At 65.4% G+C, this 21,766-nt stretch carries 14 protein-coding genes and 6 pseudogenes; 13 read left to right on the top strand and 7 right to left on the bottom strand.

Annotation, left to right across the window (positions count from 1 at the left end; translation table 11 throughout):
• Positions 1–97 precede the first annotated feature (97 nt).
• Positions 98–357, top strand: a pseudogene (locus QTQ03_RS29865) (IS701 family transposase); the annotation flags it as partial.
• Between the two features lie 85 nt (positions 358–442).
• Positions 443–1,682: pseudogene (locus QTQ03_RS29870) on the top strand (IS256 family transposase).
• 18 nt (positions 1,683–1,700) lie between these two features.
• Here the strand turns inward: QTQ03_RS29870 and QTQ03_RS29875 are convergent.
• The gene (locus QTQ03_RS29875) at positions 1,701–1,985 is read right to left on the bottom strand and encodes a transposase family protein (protein WP_289281260.1); all 285 of its coding nucleotides are present in this window, start codon (positions 1,983–1,985) and stop codon (positions 1,701–1,703) included.
• A gap of 607 nt (positions 1,986–2,592) precedes the next feature.
• On the opposite strand from QTQ03_RS29875, the gene QTQ03_RS29880 reads away from it, so the two are divergent.
• The 6 genes from QTQ03_RS29880 to QTQ03_RS29905 all read left to right on the top strand — a co-directional run bounded on the left by QTQ03_RS29880 (position 2,593) and on the right by QTQ03_RS29905 (position 11,253).
• Positions 2,593–4,449 (top strand): potassium transporter Kup, encoded by a 1,857-nt coding sequence (locus QTQ03_RS29880; protein WP_289281261.1) that lies wholly within the window; start codon positions 2,593–2,595, stop codon positions 4,447–4,449.
• Between the two features lie 245 nt (positions 4,450–4,694).
• Positions 4,695–6,026: an IS4 family transposase gene (locus tag QTQ03_RS29885; protein ID WP_289281262.1), complete on the top strand. Its 1,332-nt coding sequence runs from the start codon at positions 4,695–4,697 to the stop codon at positions 6,024–6,026.
• A gap of 332 nt (positions 6,027–6,358) precedes the next feature.
• Positions 6,359–7,141 (top strand): transposase family protein, encoded by a 783-nt coding sequence (locus tag QTQ03_RS29890; protein WP_289277203.1) that lies wholly within the window; start codon positions 6,359–6,361, stop codon positions 7,139–7,141.
• Positions 7,142–7,478: 337 nt separating this feature from the next.
• On the top strand, positions 7,479–9,218 hold the full coding sequence (locus QTQ03_RS29895; protein ID WP_353890666.1) for a glycoside hydrolase family 15 protein: 1,740 nt from the start codon (positions 7,479–7,481) through the stop codon (positions 9,216–9,218).
• Between the two features lie 180 nt (positions 9,219–9,398).
• A complete protein-coding gene (locus tag QTQ03_RS29900) occupies positions 9,399–9,758 on the top strand; it encodes a hypothetical protein (RefSeq protein WP_289281264.1) in 360 nt (119 codons plus the stop codon).
• Between the two features lie 79 nt (positions 9,759–9,837).
• Complete coding sequence (locus QTQ03_RS29905) at positions 9,838–11,253, top strand: IS1380 family transposase (RefSeq protein WP_289277416.1); 1,416 nt, start codon at positions 9,838–9,840, stop codon at positions 11,251–11,253.
• A gap of 138 nt (positions 11,254–11,391) precedes the next feature.
• On the opposite strand, the pseudogene QTQ03_RS29910 reads toward QTQ03_RS29905, so the two are convergent.
• The 3 genes and pseudogenes from QTQ03_RS29910 to QTQ03_RS29920 form a co-directional block, all read right to left on the bottom strand.
• A pseudogene (locus tag QTQ03_RS29910) lies at positions 11,392–11,655 on the bottom strand (transposase); the annotation flags it as partial.
• 506 nt (positions 11,656–12,161) lie between these two features.
• Positions 12,162–12,557: pseudogene (locus tag QTQ03_RS29915) on the bottom strand (IS1380 family transposase); the annotation flags it as partial.
• Between the two features lie 13 nt (positions 12,558–12,570).
• Positions 12,571–13,326, bottom strand: coding sequence for an ISAs1 family transposase (locus QTQ03_RS29920; RefSeq protein ID WP_289281267.1), 756 nt, complete (start codon positions 13,324–13,326; stop codon positions 12,571–12,573).
• A gap of 81 nt (positions 13,327–13,407) precedes the next feature.
• On the opposite strand from QTQ03_RS29920, the gene QTQ03_RS29925 reads away from it, so the two are divergent.
• Positions 13,408–14,823 carry an IS1380 family transposase gene (locus QTQ03_RS29925; RefSeq protein ID WP_289277416.1) on the top strand — a complete coding sequence of 472 codons (1,416 nt, stop codon included), beginning with the start codon at positions 13,408–13,410 and terminating at the stop codon, positions 14,821–14,823.
• A 135-nt stretch (positions 14,824–14,958) separates the two neighbouring features.
• Here QTQ03_RS29925 and QTQ03_RS29930 read toward each other — a convergent pair whose 3' ends face one another.
• Positions 14,959–15,507 carry a transposase family protein gene (locus tag QTQ03_RS29930; RefSeq protein ID WP_289281269.1) on the bottom strand — a complete coding sequence of 183 codons (549 nt, stop codon included), beginning with the start codon at positions 15,505–15,507 and terminating at the stop codon, positions 14,959–14,961.
• A gap of 382 nt (positions 15,508–15,889) precedes the next feature.
• Between QTQ03_RS29930 and QTQ03_RS29935 the strand changes: the two are divergent.
• A pseudogene (locus tag QTQ03_RS29935) lies at positions 15,890–15,991 on the top strand (IS5/IS1182 family transposase); the annotation flags it as partial.
• A 502-nt stretch (positions 15,992–16,493) separates the two neighbouring features.
• On the opposite strand, the gene QTQ03_RS29940 reads toward QTQ03_RS29935, so the two are convergent.
• Together QTQ03_RS29940 and QTQ03_RS29945 are read right to left on the bottom strand one after the other, a co-directional pair.
• Complete coding sequence (locus tag QTQ03_RS29940) at positions 16,494–16,637, bottom strand: hypothetical protein (RefSeq protein WP_289281270.1); 144 nt, start codon at positions 16,635–16,637, stop codon at positions 16,494–16,496.
• Positions 16,638–16,729: 92 nt separating this feature from the next.
• On the bottom strand, positions 16,730–18,163 hold the full coding sequence (locus QTQ03_RS29945) for an ISKra4 family transposase (RefSeq protein ID WP_289280660.1): 1,434 nt from the start codon (positions 18,161–18,163) through the stop codon (positions 16,730–16,732).
• A gap of 238 nt (positions 18,164–18,401) precedes the next feature.
• On the opposite strand from QTQ03_RS29945, the gene tnpC reads away from it, so the two are divergent.
• The 3 genes and pseudogenes from tnpC to QTQ03_RS29960 form a co-directional block, all read left to right on the top strand.
• Entirely contained in the window at positions 18,402–19,451 is a 1,050-nt protein-coding gene (gene tnpC, locus QTQ03_RS29950) for an IS66 family transposase (protein WP_502889897.1), read from the top strand.
• 108 nt (positions 19,452–19,559) lie between these two features.
• Positions 19,560–20,765, top strand: coding sequence for an IS256 family transposase (locus QTQ03_RS29955; RefSeq protein WP_289280776.1), 1,206 nt, complete (start codon positions 19,560–19,562; stop codon positions 20,763–20,765).
• 35 nt (positions 20,766–20,800) lie between these two features.
• Positions 20,801–21,754: pseudogene (locus tag QTQ03_RS29960) on the top strand (IS1634 family transposase); the annotation flags it as partial.
• Positions 21,755–21,766 lie beyond the last annotated feature (12 nt).

Here is a 21,766-nt window from a genome sequence, read left to right on the forward strand (position 1 = left end):
CGTTGGCGGCGTTTGCGCAGCTAAATAGGACCGCAGATGCGGTCAGACGTCAGAGTAGATGATCGTCCATCGCAGACTTCTGCACTCGTGGCGGTAGATGATCTTTCGGGGGTGGGCGGCGGGCCTGGATGACCTGATGGCGCGGATCGTGGCGGTTCCGGCGGGTGGGGCCACGTCGGCGGGCACGGGCATACGTGCTGGGCCTGCTGTCGCCGCTGGCCGGCAAGAATGGCTGGACCTGGCCGAGGCGGCCGGGGAGACACACCTGACGGCATGCAACGGCTGCTCAACAGGACGGCGTGGGACGCCGACGCGGTCCGCGACGACCTGCGTGACTACGTCGCAGCGCATCTCGGGGGACTGTACAAATAACGGCTGATCGACCGATCAAGGGAGAGACGCCAGATGACGACCGAGACCACGGGACAGCCGGCGTGGAGCGGTGGGTGCGGTCACGGATGAGCAGTTGATCGCGATGCTGGTCGATCGGGCTCGTGGTGACGGGTTGAAGCTGACCGGCGAGGGTGGGTGCTGCAGAGCAGCTGACGAAGCGGGTCCTCGAGTCGGCGTTGGATGGGGAGATCACCGACCACGTCGGCTACGACAAGCACGACCCGGCGGGTCGGGGTAGCGGGAACACCCGTAACGGCAGCCGGACCAAGACGGTGCTCACCGACGTCGGGCCGGTCGAGGTGCGGGTCCCACGCGACGCCGCCGGGACGTTCGAGCCGCAGATCGTGCGTAAGCGGCAGCGGCGTCTGACCGGCGTCGACGACATGGTCCTGTCGCTGTCGGCCAAGGGCCTGACCCACGGCGAGATCGCCGCGCACCTGGCTGAGGTCTACGGCGCTGAGGTGTCGAAGCAGACCATCTCCACGATCACCGACAAGGTCATGGACGGCATGGCCGAGTGGCAGAACCGGCCCCTGGACCGGGTCTACCGGTCGTGTTCATCGACGCCATCAACGTCAAGAATCAGGGACGGTCAGGTCGCGAACCGGCCGATCTACCTCGCGATGGCGGTCACCGTCGACGGCCACCGCGACATCCTCGGTATCTGGGCCGGTGACGGCGGCGAGGGCGCCAAGTACTGGCTGCACGTGCTCACCGAGTTGAAGAACCGCGGCGTGGCCGACGTGCTGATGCTGGTCTGTGACGGGCTCAAGGGACTGCCGGAGACGGTGGAGACGGTGTGGCCGCGCACGATCGTGCAGACGTGTGTGGTGCACCTGCTGCGCAACTCGTTCCGCTACGCCGCCCGGCAGGACTGGGACAAGATCGCCAAAGCGCTGCGGCCGGTCTACACCGCGGCGACCGAGGACGCCGCCACCGAGCGGTTCCTCGAGTTCGCCGAGGCGTGGGGCCGTAAGTATCCGGCGATCGTGAAGCTGTGGGAGAACGCGTGGGCGGAGTTCGTGCCGTTCCTCGCCTTCGACGTGGAGATCCGCAAGGTCATCTGCTCCACGAACGCGATCGAGTCCGTCAACGCCCGTATCCGCAGGGCCGTGCGAGCTCGTGGCCACTTCCCGAACGAGCAGGCCGCACTCAAGTGCGTCTACATGGCCTTGATGAGCCTCGACCCGACCGGAGCCGGCCGCCGACGCTGGACCATACGCTGGAAAGCACCACTGAACGCCTTCCAGATCGCCTTCGAAGGCCGGCTCACCCCGGCCAACAACTGACCACCTCAACAACCAAGATCAGCCGTTAACTTGACACTCCCTATCCCTATCCGCGGATCCGGGTCTGAACAGATGAACGCGGATCCCGATGACTGTCAGCAGCGCGGTCGAGGCCCGCTGACCCCACTCGGCGAGCTCGTCAATGCTCTTCGCGCCCGAGACGACCCCGCAGGCGCACACCAGCAGGATCGCGGTCAGCGAGTACCACCGGCCCCGCCGGGAACGCGGGTCGGGCACCGAATCGAGGTAAGGCCGCAGGTCGGCGATCCGGCCGGTGTCCAGCGGCCCCAGCTTCACCAGCACGGCAGGGATAGGAGAAGATGCAACAGCAGGCACGGGCCACCTCGTGATCATCTGGCTTCGACACCACAATGATCACGAAACCCGTGCCTGCCCTGCTATCCACCCCAACCGGTCCCAACCCGACCAGCCACACAACCCGGAACTTGCAACCGCCCTGGTCCGGACCCAGCCGCGCCCCGAGAGTGGCCGCCACCCGGGGCAGTGGCACGGCCTCCAGCCACTCCCAGGCCGGCTGGTCACGACGAAAAGGGCTCATTGCCCAAGAAACGATCTTACTGCATTCGTAATATAAGTACAAATGTAATACAAATCCCGAGTTCTTGCATATTCATGTTTCGACGAAAAAGTAGTTTAGGTGAGCTAGAGTTCATAGCAGGCAAGGTGCAACCATCTATGGCGATGCGTTGCAGGCCTTTGGCGTTCACTTCATTCGTTCGGGGAGCAATCAGGGCTTCCCGAAAACGATATGACGCATCAAGACTAAGGCGGCAACCGCAGCCTGTAGGGGGGTGATGAAGGCGTGACTACGGGCGGTGGGGCGACGAGTTCGCAGGCATCCGCATCTCCGAGTCACCGGACGGCAGAGGGGTCAGCAAGGCTCACGCTTATGCTGGGTGCACTAGGTGTCGTATACGGCGACATTGCCACCAACCCAATATATTCGCTGAAGATACTCTTTGCCGCAGACCATAGTTTGTCGTCGAGCGCCTCCGATGTATTCGGTGTTATCTCGCTAATCTTTTGGACTATTACCCTGACGGTATCGGTCAACTACATGTTTTTTATGCTACGGGCCGACAACGACGGGGAGGGCGGGATCATGGCGCTAACGGCTCTGGCCAGACGGGCATTGCGTCGCGCCGATACCAGACACGTAGCTGCAGCTATGGCGCTTGGGGCAATCGGCAGCGCATTATATTTCGGCGATAGTGTGATCACGCCGGCAATCTCAGTGCTGTCGGCGATGGAGGGACTCGAAGTTGTCTCTCCGGGATGGTCGGTTGCCGTGCTTCCATTGTCGGTAGCGGTCATCATATCACTGTTCATACTGCAACCATGGGGAACAGGGCGTGTGGGATCCATATTTGGACCGGTAATGTTCCTCTGGGTTATCTGCCTAGGCGTGACCGGCGCTGCTGAGGTGTTCCGTAACCCGGGAATCATAGCCGGGCTATCGCCGACATACGCAGCTTTGCTAATAGTGGAACATCCAGTCGCCGCGTTCATCGCGATGGGCTCCGTAGTACTGACAATCACCGGCATCGCAGCACTCTACGCCGACCTAAGCAACTTCGGTCTAGTACCGATTCGCCGAACCTGGTTCATATTCGTATTCCCTGCGTTAACGCTAAACTATCTTGGCCAAGGCGCGTTGATTTTAAAGATGCCAGATAGCGAGAGTAATCCGTTCTTCATGCTGGTACCTAACTGGGCGCGGTTGCCGATGGTTATCCTGGCAACCATGGCCACGATAATCGCGTCCCAGGCCGTGATCTCCGGCTCCTATACGATGGCGCGCCAGTCCATGGAGTTGGGTTTTTTCCCGCGGCTGAAGATCCGCCATACCTCCCGCCGCAGGTACGGCCAGATCTATATTCCTGCGGTGAACTGGTTTCTTTTCGCTGCGGTTTTGATAGTGACGCTAGGGTTCGAGTCGTCGACGAAACTAGCCGGTGCGTACGGTGCAGCGGTCACCGTCACACTCTTGATCACGACGATTCTGTTTCTGGTCGTCGCCCGGGTCTTGTGGAGCTGGGCCACCCGATGGTTAGTACTATTCGGGGTTGTTTTTGTTGGAATCGAAATCATTTTCTCCCTTTCAACCCTTCCTAAATTTGTTAACGGTGCCTGGGTGCCGCTGCTTATTGCGATAATATTGTACGCCGTCATGGCGACCTGGCAACGTGGGTCCAGAATGGTCACTAGAAAACGGAGTGAACGGGAAGGTAAGCTATCGGACTTTCTTGGCATATTGCGGGACCCGGACCTTCAACGGGTTCAGGGCACTGCCGTCTTTCCGCACCCGAATAAGGAAACTGTCCCATTGGCGCTACGCGCAAACGTTGCGCATAACCGCGTACGACACGAAAATATAGTGATAGTTTCGGAACGCATAGAAGATGTCCCACACATTCCTTTGGATCGACGTCTAGCCATCGACACTCTCGGGGATCCGGGTGACGGAATCACGCACATCTCTGCCACTTTCGGCTTTCGAGATAATATCGAGTACCCCGAGATTCTGCGCCATGCCGCTAATCACCCTAAAGGCCGAGGAATGACTCTCAATCGGGTCACCTATTTTATCTCACAGATTAGGCTAATCAAAACCAGCCGTGCCGGGATGGCTGGTTGGCGCAAAATACTATTTATACGTCTCAACAACAACAGTGCCTCCCAAGCGGAACGGCTACGCCTTCCCGCAGAGCAGACAATCGTCCTCAGCACCGAGGTCGGTGTTTGAGTCTTCACACGGCGTGCTTGCGTGTGAGGCACTGTCTGTCATCTTCCATAATACTCCCAGCTTCCGACCTGGAGGGCCATTCAAAACTCGGTCGACACCCATGGATGTCACGTTGAGTGAGGTTCGAGGGCAATGCCACGTAGGCTAGGTTGATCTTGGGTGTGGCCTGCGGTTTTGTGTGGACTCGCGGGTGGTGCGGCGTGGCGGGGTGGCCGTGGTTCGGCGGGCTGTTTTGATCTCGGGTCATGTCGGTGGATGTGGTGGATCGTCCGGCGGTGCGGTCGGATCAGGTCACGCTCGGGGTGTTGATCTCGCAGGTGTCGCGGGAGGAGGTCGACGCGGCGGTTGAGGTGTGCGGGGTGCGGGAGAAGCGGTCGGACGGGAAACTGCCGGCGCATGTGACCGCGTATCTGACGTTGGGGCTGGCGTTGTTCCCCGACGATGACTACACCGAGGTCGCGAGCAAGGTCACCGGGTCGTTGGACCGGTTCGGGTGCTGGAGTGCGGGGTGGAGCGTGCCGACGTCCAGCGCCATCACTCAGGCGCGGAAACGGTTGGGTCGCCAGGTGTTCGCCGAGGTGTTCGAGCGCACGTGCGGGCCGGTCGCGGGTGAGGCGGGCCCGCACGTGCAGGTGGCCGCGCTGGGCACCGCGCGGGGGTCTTTCCTGCGCCGGTGGCGGCTGCTGGCGATCGACGGGTTCGAGGTCGACCTGCCCGACAGCGACGAGAACGCGGCCGAGTTGGGGTACGCCGGGTCGGGGGAAAACCGTTCGGCGTTCCCGAAGGCCCGGGTAGTGGCCCTCGCAGAGTGCGGCACCCACGCCTTCGTCGCCGCCGAGATCGGCGGCTACGCCGTGGGAGAGAAGACCCTCGCGCAGCGCCTGTACCCGCGGCTGCGGTCCGACGAACTGCTCACCGCTGACCGGGGGTTCTACTCCTGGCAGGCGTGGGATGCCGCCCAGGCCACCGGCGCGGCGTTGCTGTGGCGGACCCCGAACCAGCTCGACCTGCCCGTGGTCAAGGTCCTGTCCGACGGCACCTATCTCACCGTCCTGATCAAGCCGACTGTCCATGGCGGTCGACGGGAACGGCTCCTCGCAGCCGCCCGCGGCGAGGCTGATCTGACCGACATCAACACTGTTCCCGACGCGTTCGACGACCAGGGCCTGCCGGTCGTCCACCTCGCCAGAGTGGTCGAGTACGACGTACCCGACCGCGTCGGTAACGGCACCGGCGAACTGATCGCCCTGATCACCACAATCATCGACCCCGCCGACGCCCGCGCCGACGAACTGGCCGCCGCGTACCACGAACGCTGGGAGGAAGAAACCGCCAACGACCAGCTCAAAACCCACCTCCGTGGTCCCGGACGGGTGCTGCGGTCCCGCCTGCCGGACCTGGCCCATCAGGAGATCTGGGCCTACCTGATCGTCCACCACGCGATCAGCGCACTGACCGCGAAAGCGTCCGCCGCCGCTGACCTCGATCCAGATCGGATCTCCTTCACCAAGGCCCTGCGCCTGATCCGCCGCACCGCCACCGGGACGGCGGACATTCCCCCCTCAGGACTGGACTGACCGACTACCGACCCACCTTGCCCAGATCGCCGCTCTCCTGATCCCCACCCGACGCGAACGCACCTGCCCCCGCGCCGTCAAACGCGCCCGCCACAACAGCTACCGCGTCAAGAAACGCGACGAGCCAGCCAGCATCCGCCACCAGGGCTCAGCCACCGTCCACATCTACCGACTTCAACCCCACGCAGCATGATCAAACTAGGCTACGTGGCATTGGGTTCGAGGGTGCCCGTGACCCGGGTTGACTGTCCGGAGTAGACGCAGCGGCTGGGATCCGATAGATCAGCTTTGTGTGGAAGTTGATCGAGGGTCAGCCGCTGCGCTGTGAAAGTATGACAGGACTCCCGACGGACCGGCTCGCTGACCTGATCGGCCGGGTTCGCGAGATCGTGGGCGATGAGTGGGAGAAGCCGCCGGTCGGGCGTCCGCACGTGTTGCCGCTGGCCACGGCGGTGATCGCGGTGCTGTTCGGACTCCGGCACAACATGCCCGACGAGGTCCTCGGCGAGGTGTTCGGCTGTTCGCAGGCCACGATCACCCGCTATCACCAGATCCTGCAGCCGATCCTGCGCTGGGTCACCCGTCCTGAGGTCGACCAGCGCCTGGAGCAGACCCGCCGTGACGGTGTGCTGGTTGACGGGTTCGTCGCCCCGGTCGGCGAACGCGAGTCCTACCACGGACTGTTCTCCGGCAAGAAACACCTGTCAGGGCAGAACGTGCAGGTCATCGCCAACCTCGATGGCCGCGTCGCCGACGTCGGCGAACCCGTCAACGGCGCCCGCCACGACGCGGCGGCGTTCTTCATCTCCGGCATCGCCGAACGCTGGGCCAGCCACCTCACCGACGGACCAGGCATGATCGGCGACGGCGGCTACCAGGGCACCGGCCCGATCACCCCGCACAAGAAACCACCCGGTGGGGAACTGACCGCCCAGCAAAAGGCGTACAACTACAGCGTCAACCGGCTCCGCGCCGCCGTCGAACGCGCCATCAGTCATCTGAAGAACTGGAAGATCCTCAAGACCGGCTACCACCGGATCATGACCGACTTCCCCGACGTGTTACGCACCGCCACCGCCCTGGAGATCTTCAGAACCGCCGCACCCGGGTTTTGAATGACCCTCCTGGTTGTTGTACCAGTCGACCCATTCGGAAGTGGCCAGTTCGACCTGGGCGAGGCTGCGCCACGGACCGCACGGTTCTGTGGGAGCCGGAGGGTGAGACTCCCTGCGACCACCCGACCCTGAGAGCCGGATTGTACTACTTTAGTAGCTAAATGATTCTTCCCTCTATGTTGCGGTTGAGGTCCTATAGTCTAGGGGTAGAACCTGCGGTAGGTCCAACGGAAACAAAGAGGTTTGCCAAGTGGAAACCAAGTCGCCATCCTCGAATTCGCTACAGCAAAGCGAGAACACCGACGCGGGTTTTCGTAATCGCCTAAACAGATTCAACATCACGTCGCCGCATCTGTTGGGCGCGTACGCCCTGATCGCTGATGGGTACCGAGGGGCATTGGTTGGACCGTATGGCGATATTGGCTGGCTATGTGCGCCTGGATGGTCTGACCCCCCGCTTTTCGGAGATATCCTCGGACCTGGTCTAGGGCATTTCCTGCTTTTCCCGGAGACTCGTCACGTTCATGGAGGGTATTACAACGATGGCTCACTGATCTGGATCAACAGATGGGAGGTTGAGAACGCGATTATCGAGTCGCGGGACGCGCTGGCAGCCCCCGGAGATGAAGATCGTGTGGTGCTGCTTCGGCAGATCCGCACTCTGGATCGACCGGCTAAGTTCAGGGTGATTCTCAGCCCACGCGCCGACTTTGGGCGCGAATCGGTGGAGGATGTGACTCGCGACGGCGCGTTGTGGCTTGCTCGGACCGGCGCACTACATCTACGAGTCACTGGCGCAGAACAGCTACGTCCCGACCGTGACGGGCTACTTGAGGGCGAGTTAAAACTATCGGCAAGAAGCTGGCACGACCTGGTGCTGGAGGTGTCCCCGCGTCCGTTTACTGATCCGCCGTGTCAACCAGGCGAATTATGGCGTGCCACCGAAGAGTACTGGCATCGTGTGGCACCCAGGTTCGCTGGTCCGGCTCAGCAGGATGCGACTTTGTCCTATGCGATACTGCGCGGGATGACCCGGCCAGGCGGGGGAATGGTCGCGGCGGCGACCACCTCACTACCCGAACAAGCCCTAGCCGGGCGCAACTACGATTACCGGTATGCTTGGATCCGCGACCAGTCGATGGCCGGTCAAGCGGCAGCCCTTGTGGGTGCCCATGATCTGTTGGACGACGCGGTCAGCTTCATCACTACCCGGATCCTCGCCGACGGCGATCGGCTGGCTCCAGCCTATACCGCCAGTGGAAAACCCGTACCACCAGAGACGCGACTGGACTTCCTATCCGGGTACCCCGGCGCACAGCCGCAGACAGGCAACTGGGTACGGAGCCAGTTCCAGTTGGACGTGTTCGGTGAGGCTCTGCTGGTCCTTGCAGCCGCAGCGCGGCTGGACCGGATCGACAAGATGGCGTGGCGAGCCGCAGAACAGGCGGCCGACAGTATCGAAAGGCGTTGGCGCGAGCCGGACAGCGGCATCTGGGAACTGTCAACGCGCCATTGGACTTACCCCCGACTGATCTGCGTCGCCGGACTAAAATCGGTTGCCCGCGTTGCTTCTGGCGACCAGGCGGGCCGGTGGTCGGCGCTGGCGGATGTCATTTTAGCCGATGCTGCGACTCACGGACTGCACCCACGGGGATACTGGAAGCAGGCATATGACGATGAACGGGTTGATGCCGCTTTGCTCATGGCAGGCGTCCGTGGCGCACTGCCCGCCGGTGACCCGCGTACTACAAAAACCCTCAAGGCCGTGCTGGATGAGCTTGGATCGGAAGGATACGTATACCGCTTCCGATCCAACCGACGCCCCCTCGGCGACACCGAGAACGCCTTCCTACTTTGTGGCTTTGCCGCCGCGCTAGCATGCTGTAAGTCCGGCCGAATGGCAGATGCTAAAAGAATTTTTGAGCGTAATCGGAGTACTTATGGATCACCCGGCCTCTACAGCGAGGAGTACGACGTACGGCAACGGCGGCTACGCGGCAACCTGCCGCAAGCGTTCGTGCATGCCCTGATGTTAGAGGCCGCGGCAACCCTAGGGCAGATAACTGTATGCGAGTGACTAATCAGGCTTTTCCGGCGGTATCCTTAGACGCTTGGCGCGTCGAGTGCCCGCGGACCGTTCTCTGCGTCTGGTGGAGATGCCGCAGGTGCCACCCCCGCCCGGGGATCCACCGAACGCTCCGAGCGCGCGACCTGTACGAGCTAGCCCGTGTCCGATGATGCTACAAGGCGGTGCCCGTTGACAAGGAGTTCGACGACCATCAACGCCAGTGGCCCGCCAGACCTGAAGGCCTACCTCGACGGTGCCGATCAGATCGTAGACGCGCTGCCGTGGAAGCTCGGCCACACCGAGGCACAGCACAAGCGGGCCCGAGGCCGCGCGTCCGCTCTTGCTCATCAGATCGCCGCGCTGCTCGCAAGTGGATGGACGATAGACGAGTTGCGAAACGCCTTAGCTGATGCATCCAACGGCTGCCGGGCACCGAACGCCGCCGCACAGGAGAAGTTGTGGCGGACGACCCTCAAACGGGCCAACCGCGCCCGCAAGAGCGCGTCAGACCCGGATCCGCGGATAGGGATATGCCACCGCGTGGCATAGATGAACGGATGCCTTGCCAGCAGGGACGATTGGGGTTGTCGAGACACCAATCCGCCGCTGTGGGAAGGACACCCGTTCGGTGAAGAAGATACCTGGTTTGGCAGGTCGTGTCCGTGTTGGCGCACCGGACGCGTCGCTGACGCCGGTCTCGGGTGTGGTGGCGGTGGCCGAGTTGGTCGGCCGGCTGGGCGTGACCGCCGCGCTGGACGACGCCGTGGGCCGAATCAAGCAGCGGGATCGAGGATTGTCCGGCGGAGAGTTCCTGGTCGCGGTGGCGCAGGCGCAGATGTGCGGCGCGCAGTTTTGGGTGGGTCTGGATCGCCGCCGCGCCGATACGGCGGGTGAGGCGTTGTCCGCGGTGCCCACGCCGGCGGCGAGCACCGCGGTGGAGTTGGCGTCTCGGTTCGGTCCGGCGCAGGTGGCTGGTATCGAGGAAGGCATCGGGGAGATCGCCTGCCGGGTTGTCGGTTTGCTGCCGGCCGCCCGGCGGGCGGTGCTGCGCACCGGTGGGGCCACCATCGACCTGGACGGCACCGACGTCGAGGTGTACGGGGCCAAGAAGGAAGGGATCGCCTACAGCTACAAGGGCGCCCGGGCCGGGCGCCCGCACGTGGCCACGTGGGCGGAGGCCGGGGTGGTGACCGCCGCGGACCTCCTCGCCGGTGATGAAGACCCCCGCCCGGGAGCGGGCTCGCTGATCGAACGCAGCGTGGCCACCCTCAACGCGGCCGGGGTCACCGCCCGGCCGAAGGTCCGCGGCGATGTGGGCTACTTCGCCAAGGACATCGCGCAGGCCGCGGTGGAGGCCGGCTGCGACTTTTCCCTCGGAGTGACCCGCAACCCCGCGGTCTGGCGAGCCGCGGCCGCGATCCCCGACGATGCATGGCGCAAAGCCGAACGGATGAAAGGCGCCCAGGTCGCCGTGTGCGACTACGCACCGGCCGGCTGGCCACCCGCCACCATGACCGTGGTGCGGCGGGTCAAGGTCCACGCTACCGATATCTCGGCCGACCCACGCGCCCGCCGCCGGCGCACCATCCCCAAAGCTCAACTCACGCTCGCCCTGGACGGCCTGGTCGGGCACGTGTACGCGTACTCGTTCATCGCCACCAACCTGGATGTGTCCACCCCGGCGAAGACGGTCGCGGTGGAGGCCTGGCACCGGATGCGCACCGACATCGAAGATCGCATCCGGGATGCCAAGCACGGCGCCGCGCTGCGGCACCTGCCCTCCGGCAGCCGGGCGGCCAACACGGTGTGGATGTGGGGGGCGCTGCTGGCCGTCAACCTGTCCGCCTGGCTGCAGGAACTGGCCGGCCTCGACGACGGCGACGGACGAGGCCGCAACCACCTCGGCACCCTGCGCCACCGGCTGATCACCGTGCCCGCCCGGCTGGTCCGCCACGCCCGGCAGGTCACCCTACGGCTACCCCCGAGGCAACAGTTACTGGCTCAGGTCCTGGCCCGGCTCCGCCGGCTACCCATCTGGACCTGACCACTCGGCCCATCGGCCATGTCCCAGCCCACGGAGACCAGCGAACCCGGCGCCACCCGGGAAACCGGCATGCCCACCCACCGAAACACCACACCACCCATCGCCTATCACCGATGCGTAGCGATCACGCCTCCGCTATCCGTGGATCCGGGTCTGATGCCGCAGCACGTCGATGTCGCAGATCGCCTCGCCGCCGTCGGCGATCAACACGGCCAGGTCGACCAGGACCCGGCCCCGATCATGGACCGGGAAGGCGCCGGTCCGCGCGAGCGCGGCGGACAGTGCGCCGGTCAGCCCGGCCTGATCCGCGAGCATCCGCAGCAACGCAGTGCCGACGTGCGACACCACCTGTGTTCCGTCCGTGGTGACCCGCAGATCCTTTGACCACGGCGTAGACTGCACGCCGGAAGTGCTTCCTTGGCATAGATCCTTGTAGATGTCGCAATCACAAATTCCCCCTGCCAGAGAGGCACTTTCCTCTATTTACCCGCCGGTCAGACCCACCAGCTGATGATCACCGTGAATCACCCAGGCTAGACCATCACAGGCCCCGACAGACGACCGCCTGCGAGAGACCCCCTACCCGCGCAGGATAACCGTCTGTCGGGGCTGTGATGGGTTAGGGCCAGCCGGGGTCGACGAGACCGGCCCTGCGAACCCTCTTAACCAGACTCCACCGACACGATTAGCAGTGCCGACTGTTCTGTCCGGGCCGGTGGGACTAGGTCTAGTCTAGTTAGTCAAACTGCAGCACGCCAGACGTGCAAGCAATTTGATTAAATAATATGACTGTATTACTGAGCCATTTTCGTGCGCCCAGAAGAGTGGAGGTTGACCATGTAGGTGGTAGATTCTTCGTTCGTAAGCTCGTCGTCGCTTGCCGGTGGGAGTCCGGTCCGGGTAGCTGCCAGGACCAGGTCCGCCACCTGCTGGCCGGCCACGCTGACCTGCGGGAAGGCCGCGCTGCGTACCTCGGCGTGCTGGGCCCAGGCCACCTCGCGGGCCTGAGCCCATGCCGCCCGCAACCGGGCCAGCAGGGTCCCGTCCAGGTGCGACACCAGCCGCCACGCCGTCGGATCGGAGGCGACTGGCCCGAACAGGCCGGCCTGATCCCACAGCACCGCGAGGTCAGCGATCGCTTCGCCGCCGCCGGCCAGCGTCACCGCCAGATCAACGGCGATCCGGCCCGGGTCGTGGCCGCCCTGCCGTTGCCGCAGACCGGTGAGGGCCTGACTGAATGCACTGGTCAACCCGGTCACGTCGGCCAAATCGACGAGCAGCCGCGCACCAGCGTGCCCGACCACCCCTCGCCCAGGGCTATTGCATTGTCGTGTTGCTGCTGGTCACGGTCGGTTTTCCGGTAGTCACGGCGTCGATGAGCTCGTGTGGGCGGTGACTGGCCCGGCGAGTTGCTTCGGCGATGTTGGTGGCGCCGTCGGTGTGGTGGTATCCGATTGCGGTGTTACGGAGGGTGGCGAACACGGCAGGACCGTTGTGGGTCCTGGCCTGGTGGGCGTCTTCACGTAGCGTGACGTCTCGGACGTGATGTAGGCGGTTCTCGATATGCCATTCAGAGCGCGCCCAGGTGCCGAGGTCGGCGGGTTGGGCCTGGTCGGCGGGCAGCGAGATAGTCAGGTACTCCGTTTCGCGAGTGGTCTTGCCCTTGATCGTGCGGGTCCGGGTGATCCGGACGGCCTGTTCGGCGTTGGGAAAGCCCAGCCCGCCGGGGGTCTTGACGGTGAGTGCCTTGACGGTGCGGGTCTCTTTGCGGCCGTGACCGGTCTCGCGGGTCTGTGCCCCGACCGGGACCTGCGCCCAGGGCAGGGCCTTGAGCTGGGCGAACAGCTTGGGTTGGTTGGCCTTGATCGGGACCATCAGATGAGCGTCGGCGGAGGCGAGCAGATCGGCGTGCCCGGTCTGGGCGTGCAGCGCGTCGGCGACGACCAGGACGTCCTTCAGGGATCCCAGCACGGCCGCAACCAGGCGTAGTAGTGGGGTGAACGCCGGGATTTCGTTCGACTTCGCCGTGATCTGACCCGGATCCGCGGATAGGGATATGCCACCGCGTGGCATAGATGAACGGATGCCTTGCCAGCAGGGACGATTGGGGTTGTCGAGACACCAATCCGCCGCTGTGGGAAGGACACCCGTTCGGTGAAGAAGATACCTGGTTTGGCAGGTCGTGTCCGTGTTGGCGCACCGGACGCGTCGCTGACGCCGGTCTCGGGTGTGGTGGCGGTGGCCGAGTTGGTCGGCCGGCTGGGCGTGACCGCCGCGCTGGACGACGCCGTGGGCCGAATCAAGCAGCGGGATCGAGGATTGTCCGGCGGAGAGTTCCTGGTCGCGGTGGCGCAGGCGCAGATGTGCGGCGCGCAGTTTTGGGTGGGTCTGGATCGCCGCCGCGCCGATACGGCGGGTGAGGCGTTGTCCGCGGTGCCCACGCCGGCGGCGAGCACCGCGGTGGAGTTGGCGTCTCGGTTCGGTCCGGCGCAGGTGGCTGGTATCGAGGAAGGCATCGGGGAGATCGCCTGCCGGGTTGTCGGTTTGCTGCCGGCCGCCCGGCGGGCGGTGCTGCGCACCGGTGGGGCCACCATCGACCTGGACGGCACCGACGTCGAGGTGTACGGGGCCAAGAAGGAAGGGATCGCCTACAGCTACAAGGGCGCCCGGGCCGGGCGCCCGCACGTGGCCACGTGGGCGGAGGCCGGGGTGGTGACCGCCGCGGACCTCCTCGCCGGTGATGAAGACCCCCGCCCGGGAGCGGGCTCGCTGATCGAACGCAGCGTGGCCACCCTCAACGCGGCCGGGGTCACCGCCCGGCCGAAGGTCCGCGGCGATGTGGGCTACTTCGCCAAGGACATCGCGCAGGCCGCGGTGGAGGCCGGCTGCGACTTTTCCCTCGGAGTGACCCGCAACCCCGCGGTCTGGCGAGCCGCGGCCGCGATCCCCGACGATGCATGGCGCAAAGCCGAACGGATGAAAGGCGCCCAGGTCGCCGTGTGCGACTACGCACCGGCCGGCTGGCCACCCGCCACCATGACCGTGGTGCGGCGGGTCAAGGTCCACGCTACCGATATCTCGGCCGACCCACGCGCCCGCCGCCGGCGCACCATCCCCAAAGCTCAACTCACGCTCGCCCTGGACGGCCTGGTCGGGCACGTGTACGCGTACTCGTTCATCGCCACCAACCTGGATGTGTCCACCCCGGCGAAGACGGTCGCGGTGGAGGCCTGGCACCGGATGCGCACCGACATCGAAGATCGCATCCGGGATGCCAAGCACGGCGCCGCGCTGCGGCACCTGCCCTCCGGCAGCCGGGCGGCCAACACGGTGTGGATGTGGGGGGCGCTGCTGGCCGTCAACCTGTCCGCCTGGCTGCAGGAACTGGCCGGCCTCGACGACGGCGACGGACGAGGCCGCAACCACCTCGGCACCCTGCGCCACCGGCTGATCACCGTGCCCGCCCGGCTGGTCCGCCACGCCCGGCAGGTCACCCTACGGCTACCCCCGAGGCAACAGTTACTGGCTCAGGTCCTGGCCCGGCTCCGCCGGCTACCCATCTGGACCTGACCACTCGGCCCATCGGCCATGTCCCAGCCCACGGAGACCAGCGAACCCGGCGCCACCCGGGAAACCGGCATGCCCACCCACCGAAACACCACACCACCCATCGCCTATCACCGATGCGTAGCGATCACGCCTCCGCTATCCGTGGATCCGGGTCTGAACCTGGGCGAGCACGATCCCGGTGCTGGTGTCGTAGGCCGAGAGCAGATGCACCTGCCGCCCGTCGGCGAGGCGGGCACCCCGGGCGACCTTCCCGTCGATGGCGATGACGAGTCGCCCCCGGCGCCCGCCGATCACGACCGGCCCGGCCCGCTCCCGCAACCAACACGCGAGGACCTGCGACAACACCTCGGCGTCGAGCCGGATCAGCAGCCGCCACACCGTCGTCGCGGCCGGTACCCGGCCGTCGAACCCGAGCCGGGTCCACACCGACTCGTCCTGGAAGCGCATCCAGTCCGCGACCGCGGCGAACGTGCACGCCCCGGCGAGTACCGCGCACACCGCCGCCGCCAGGACACTGACCAGCGGATACCGCCGGCCCCGCGGATCGCGCGGGTCGTTGATGACCGCCAACGCCACGAACAAGCTGCGGCGGTCACTGTCACGGTCGCTACCGGTGACCACAACCGGTGACGGCAGGCTGGGGGGTCGGTGCGGCAGCACGATCTCGGTCAGTGATGATGACATCAGCGGGTACGGTCCTGTTCTCGATCACGGTTGTCTTCGCAAACACCATGATCACCAACGGGCCGTACCCGTCCCACATGGACCCCGGACCTCGCCGAACCCCCTGCGAAACCCCAGTTCAACCGCCCTTTGATCGACTACGCAACAGCCCTGACCCCTCGCCCGCCGCCGGTCACCAGGATCTTCGGACGTGTTGCGGTAGCCTTCACTCAGCAAGTGGCCTTCTGCGACGGGATGACCAGGACTCTCGACAAGCCCTATCCTCCCTGACCAGGGCTATTGCGTTGTCGGGTAGCTGCTGGTCACGGCGTTGATCAGGTCGTGTGATCGGCGGTTGGCTTGGCGGGTGGCTCGGGCGATGTTCGTCGCGCCGGTGGTGCGGAAGATCCTGTTCAAGCTGCGCTGCTGCCCACGGCGAGCGACCACGATCGTGCAGGCCATCCTCGTTCTGCACCACGTCGAAGCCGACCGCTACGCAGGATGAAAATGGCTGATAGCGTCACCCCAATGGATGTAATAATGATTCGTTGGCCTGCGATCAAGTGGCTAACTCTACTCAAATTCAGGATTGTTTCCAGCCTTTCCCGCCGGTCGTCTTCCGGCGTCCGTTCAGGCTGGTTGGGAGCTTCGATAAGCTTTTGATCCACTCAACGAGTTCTTGAGTCTCGTCGTTGGTGCTATCCTTCTTCTTGAGCGGAATAACAAGACTCCCTTTTCTGGTCAAGTACGACATGCGTCGGCTCTATTGTCGCTCGCAAGAGGATGGAGCCGCAGCCAGTTTACTTTCCCCCACCAGGGATAGGTTCTGTATATAGAACATGTTGATGCTGTAAATCATGATTGCTTGACCGTTGATTCCTTGAGCGCTTGCGCACTGCGGAGCCCTGGGGATCGGGAGTCAGGTCTGGACCCGGCTGCTCGTGGCGGCAACTGCCGGTCGACTTCCCGCCGTGGCTGTCAATCCCCTGAAATCGTGGAGGGCTCCGTTATGCGGCCTGGGCCTCCACGGCGCCGGCCGTTGATCGTTCGTAGTCGGCGGGGGATCGCCAGTCGCAGATGGAGTGCCGGCGGCGTAACTGTTCAGCAGGTTCTTCATCGTCCGGCTTGATCTTGTTGGTGGTTTGAGTCATCCTGACCGTCGTGTCCGACTCGCCGCCGGTTGTGGAGCTGGTGGAGCGGCTTGCCCGGTTGGAGTAGGGTGCGGCTCCTCTGAGGTGATCGTCTATTGTGGGATGGCACCGCCGAGGTAGCGGCTGTTGTGGATGCGTTGTTGTTCCTGGGCCAGGTGCCAGGTCCAGTACTGGTCGAAGTCGCCGTTGCTGATCAGGGTGCGGAGTTTGAGGATTGCTTCGGCGCCGTCGAGGCCCCAGCGAGCGCCGGTGACGTCCATACGATCTTTGACCAGGTGGCGGCAGGCGCCTTCGATCACCCCGGTGGCGATCGGCCACCCGTTGGCCAGCGCGGTCGGGTAGTCCAGGTACGGTTTTTTGGCCAGCAGGTAGGCGGCGGCGACATCGGCGGGTTTGCGTTTGCCGGGGTCCAGGCCGTGGTAGGTGGCCTTGCGTCGGATGGCTGCGGCGACTATGCCGGCCCGTCCGGCCAACACCTGCCGGGCCTGGGCGCGGACCCACCGTTCGGCGTTCGGGTCGCCCTCCGGGTGGAAACACCAGGTGGCCTTCCAGAGGTACTCGATGACGTGGATGAAGTCCACAACAACCGGCAAGGTGATCTTGCGGGTTTTGGCCTCGGCGTGGATCCGGTCGATCTGGTGGGTGTTGCCGTCGACCAGGGCGATCCAGGTCCGAGCGTGGTCGGGGTCGCGGCGGTCGGCCTCGGCGAACCCGGCGGCGATCACCGCCGCGGCGTCGTCGGTCACGCTGGCGTGCAGCCACTTGCCGGAGGTGACCGGCGCCGGGGTAGCAGTTTGGGCCGCTTCGGGGTCCTCGGGCAGGATGTCGGCGATGGTGCGCGGCTTGCCGGTCACGTCGAAGACCGCGGCGACCTCGCACATCCGCTTGCGGTTGCGTTTCTCGCCCTTGGACCGGCGGCCGGCCAGTTTCTGGCTGACCGCGGCCTTGGCGGTGCCCGCGCGGAGCCCGTCGGGGCGCATCACCACCCCTTTGGCGTCGAAGGACAACGCCAGCACATCATCATCGGCCGACCAGTCCGGGGCGTGGGCGGTGTAGAAGGCATCCACATCTATCGCCGCTGCGGCGGCCAACGCCTCGACCTGCCGTTTCCCGATACGCACCGTGGTGGCCCGCTCAATCGCGGCCGCCGCGTCGGTGAACGAGCCGCGGGCCGCCTCGGCCGCGGCCAACCGGCGCAGTCCATGCGAGTGCTTCTCCACGGGCAGGTTCAACACCGCGTCCGCCGGGTTCAGATCGGCCCGCGCCCGCGCCCGGTAGGCGATACGCGTCACCACCACCTCACCGAACCGGGTGGCCAGCGTCCGCTGCCGCCCCCGCTCGGCCCACCCCCGCAGATGGCTATCGGCGTCGGTCACCTCGTCGAGCCGTTCCTCCCGACTGGCACGAAGATCCAGACTGTCCTGCAACAACTGACACAGCAACCGCATGCCATCGGTATGCAGCCGCTCCTCCAGTTCGGCGTGAGTCATCCCCGCCGCATGCTCACCGGACAGGAAGTCCACCATCGCGCCGAACCGCACGGATGAGCCGGCGAAAGCATCGTCCGCCGTCTCGGATGCGTACTCTTGCACCGGGCTCCCTCTTTGCTGATGTTCGTGTCTCGCAACCGACGAACATAGCGGGAGGATCCCTTTCACCATCACAACCAGTAACACATCCCCAGGCCACACAGCGTGTCGCCGCACCTCACCAGAGCCGCACCCGTTGGAGTAGGCGCTGGCTGAGCGGGACGCGCGGATTGAGGTGTTGACGCGGCGGGTCGCGGAGTTGGAAGCGCGGCTGCGCCGGGATTCGCGGACGTCGTCGAAGCCGCCGTCGTCGGATGGGCCGGTCAAGCCGCCGCCACGGTCGCGGCGCCTGCCGTCGGATCGGCCGCCGGGCAAGCAGCCGGGGGATGCGGGTTTCACGTTGCGGCAGGTCGAGACGCCGGACGAGGTGGTGGCGCATCGCCCGACTGGGTGCCGGTGTTGTGGCCGGTCGTTGCGGCGGGCGCCGGTGACGTCGGTGGAGACACGGCAGGTGTTCGACCTGCCCGACGTGCGGCTGCACGTGGTGGAGCATCGGTTGCGGCATCGCCGTTGCCGGTGCGGCACGGTGCCGATGGCGCCGGTCCCGGATGGGGTGGGCGCCCCGACCCAGTACGGGCCGCGGGTGCGGGCGGTCGGCGCGTATCTGGTGGGCTACCAGCATCTGCCGTACGAGCGGGCCTGCGAGACCCTGGCCGATCTGCTCGGTGTGGGCATGTCGGTCGGGGCCCTGGTCAGCGTGGTGGCGCGCACCAGCAGCGCACTCGGCCCGTTTCTGGACGTGGTACGCGACCAGATCTGCGCCGCGCCGGTGGCCCACTTCGACGAGACGTCGCTGCGGGTGGCCAGCACGAACGCGTGGGTGCACTCGGCTTCCACCGACACCCTGTCACTGTTCGTCGTGCACCCATCGCGGGGACGTGAGGCGATCACCGCTGCCGGGGTGCTGCCCGTCTTCACCGGCATCGCCGTGCACGACGGCTACACCCCCTACCGCCGCTACGGCCTCGCTCACCAGTTGTGCAACGCCCACCACCTGCGCGAACTCGCCGGGATCTGCGATACCGACCCGGGTCAGGTGTGGGCCGAGCAGATGATCCGGTTGTTGTGCGAGATCAACGACATCACCCGGCATGCCCGCACCGACGGCGCCCACGCCATCGACGACCGGCTACTGGGTGCCTACCGACGCCGCTACGACACCATCATCGCCGCTGGCAGGGCGGCCAATCCCAGCCCAGCCGGACACGGGGGACTGTACAAATAACGGCTGATCGACCGATCAAGGGAGAGACGCCAGATGACGACCGAGACCACCGTGGGACAGCCGGCCGTGGAGCCGGTGGGTGCGGTCACGGATGAGCAGTTGATCGCGATGCTGGTCGATCGGGCTCGTGGTGACGGGTTGAAGCTGACCGGCGAGGGTGGGCTGCTGCAGCAGCTGACGAAGCGGGTCCTCGAGTCGGCGTTGGATGGGGAGATCACCGACCACGTCGGCTACGACAAGCACGACCCGGCGGGTCGGGGTAGCGGGAACACCCGTAACGGCAGCCGGACCAAGACGGTGCTCACCGACGTCGGGCCGGTCGAGGTGCGGGTCCCACGCGACGCCGCCGGGACGTTCGAGCCGCAGATCGTGCGTAAGCGGCAGCGGCGTCTGACCGGCGTCGACGACATGGTCCTGTCGCTGTCGGCCAAGGGCCTGACCCACGGCGAGATCGCCGCGCACCTGGCTGAGGTCTACGGCGCTGAGGTGTCGAAGCAGACCATCTCCACGATCACCGACAAGGTCATGGACGGCATGGCCGAGTGGCAGAACCGGCCCCTGGACCGGGTCTACCCGGTCGTGTTCATCGACGCCATCAACGTCAAGATCAGGGACGGTCAGGTCGCGAACCGGCCGATCTACCTCGCGATGGCGGTCACCGTCGACGGCCACCGCGACATCCTCGGTATCTGGGCCGGTGACGGCGGCGAGGGCGCCAAGTACTGGCTGCACGTGCTCACCGAGTTGAAGAACCGCGGCGTGGCCGACGTGCTGATGCTGGTCTGTGACGGGCTCAAGGGACTGCCGGAGACGGTGGAGACGGTGTGGCCGCGCACGATCGTGCAGACGTGTGTGGTGCACCTGCTGCGCAACTCGTTCCGCTACGCCGCCCGGCAGGACTGGGACAAGATCGCCAAAGCGCTGCGGCCGGTCTACACCGCGGCGACCGAGGACGCCGCCACCGAGCGGTTCCTCGAGTTCGCCGAGGCGTGGGGCCGTAAGTATCCGGCGATCGTGAAGCTGTGGGAGAACGCGTGGGCGGAGTTCGTGCCGTTCCTCGCCTTCGACGTGGAGATCCGCAAGGTCATCTGCTCCACGAACGCGATCGAGTCCGTCAACGCCCGTATCCGCAGGGCCGTGCGAGCTCGTGGCCACTTCCCGAACGAGCAGGCCGCACTCAAGTGCGTCTACATGGCCTTGATGAGCCTCGACCCGACCGGAGCCGGCCGCCGACGCTGGACCATACGCTGGAAAGCACCACTGAACGCCTTCCAGATCGCCTTCGAAGGCCGGCTCACCCCGGCCAACAACTGACCACCTCAACAACCAAGATCAGCCGTTAACTTGACACTCCCATCACCGAGGTCAAGGACGGCCTGCGCGACTGGCGGCTCGGCCGGGTGGTCACCGTCTGCGACACCGGATTCTCCTCCGAGGCCAACCAGTCCTACCTGCGCCGGGCCGGCGGCCACTACATCACCGGCATCAAGATGCGCGAAGGCTCCCACCGCGCCGACCAGGCCCTGGCCCGCCAGGGCCGCTACCAGGAAGTACGCGACAACCTGCGCGTCAAAGAGGTCCGCCTCGACGGCGACGAGGGCAGACGCTTCATCATCTGCCACAACCCCACCGAGGCCGAACGCGATGCCGCCCGACGCGAAGACCAACTCACCGCGATCCGCGAGGAGTTGACGCGCATCAAGACCGCCCGGGAAGCCGACGCGACCAAGGCGAAGGCCAAGGCCGCCAAGACCGGCAAGCGCCCCACGGCCCCCTCGGACGCCCCGCACCGCAAGGCCGAGTGCGCGCTGCGCGACCACCCTGCCCTCGGCCGCTGGCTCAAGCAGCACCCCACCACCGGACGGCTGTCCATCGACACCGCCAAGGTCGCCGCCGAGGCCCGCCTGGACGGCAAGTACCTCCTCGCCACCAGCGACCCCGACCTGTCCGCCGAGGACATCGCGCTCGGCTACAAGAACCTCCTCGAAGCCGAACGCGCCTTCCGCACCCTGAAATCCACCCTCGACCTGCGGCCGGTCTACCACCGCCTCGACGAGCGGATACGTGCTCACGTGCTGCTGTGCTGGCTCGCCTTGCTACTGATCCGCGTCGCTGAGCGCCGCACCCAGCAGTCCTGGCCCAAGATCGCCGCCGAACTCGGCCGGATCCACCAGGTCACCCTCTCCGGCCCGGCCGGCAGCCTCCAGCAGACCACCCGGCTCACCGACACCCAGACCAAACTCTTCACCGACTGCGGTGTCCCGCTCCCGCCAAAGATGAGCAGCCTCAAGACCGCCGAATAGCCGCTGAGCTGG

Origin of the sequence: Micromonospora sp. WMMA1363, assembly GCF_030345795.1 — a bacterium.
GTDB lineage: Bacteria > Actinomycetota > Actinomycetes > Mycobacteriales > Micromonosporaceae > Micromonospora.

Excerpts from the sequence above, each read along its gene's own strand:
- QTQ03_RS29880 (WP_289281261.1), top strand. The coding sequence starts at position 2,593 with ATGCTGGGTGCACTAGGTGTCGTATACGGCGACATTGCCACCAACCCA.
- QTQ03_RS29885 (WP_289281262.1), top strand. The coding sequence starts at position 4,695 with ATGTCGGTGGATGTGGTGGATCGTCCGGCGGTGCGGTCGGATCAGGTC.
- QTQ03_RS29890 (WP_289277203.1), top strand. The coding sequence starts at position 6,359 with ATGACAGGACTCCCGACGGACCGGCTCGCTGACCTGATCGGCCGGGTT.
- QTQ03_RS29920 (WP_289281267.1), bottom strand. The coding sequence starts at position 13,326 with ATGCCACGCGGTGGCATATCCCTATCCGCGGATCCGGGTCAGATCACG.
- QTQ03_RS29930 (WP_289281269.1), bottom strand. The coding sequence starts at position 15,507 with ATGTCATCATCACTGACCGAGATCGTGCTGCCGCACCGACCCCCCAGC.
- QTQ03_RS29940 (WP_289281270.1), bottom strand. The coding sequence starts at position 16,637 with ATGACTCAAACCACCAACAAGATCAAGCCGGACGATGAAGAACCTGCT.
- QTQ03_RS29945 (WP_289280660.1), bottom strand. The coding sequence starts at position 18,163 with ATGGTGGACTTCCTGTCCGGTGAGCATGCGGCGGGGATGACTCACGCC.
- QTQ03_RS29955 (WP_289280776.1), top strand. The coding sequence starts at position 19,560 with ATGCTGGTCGATCGGGCTCGTGGTGACGGGTTGAAGCTGACCGGCGAG.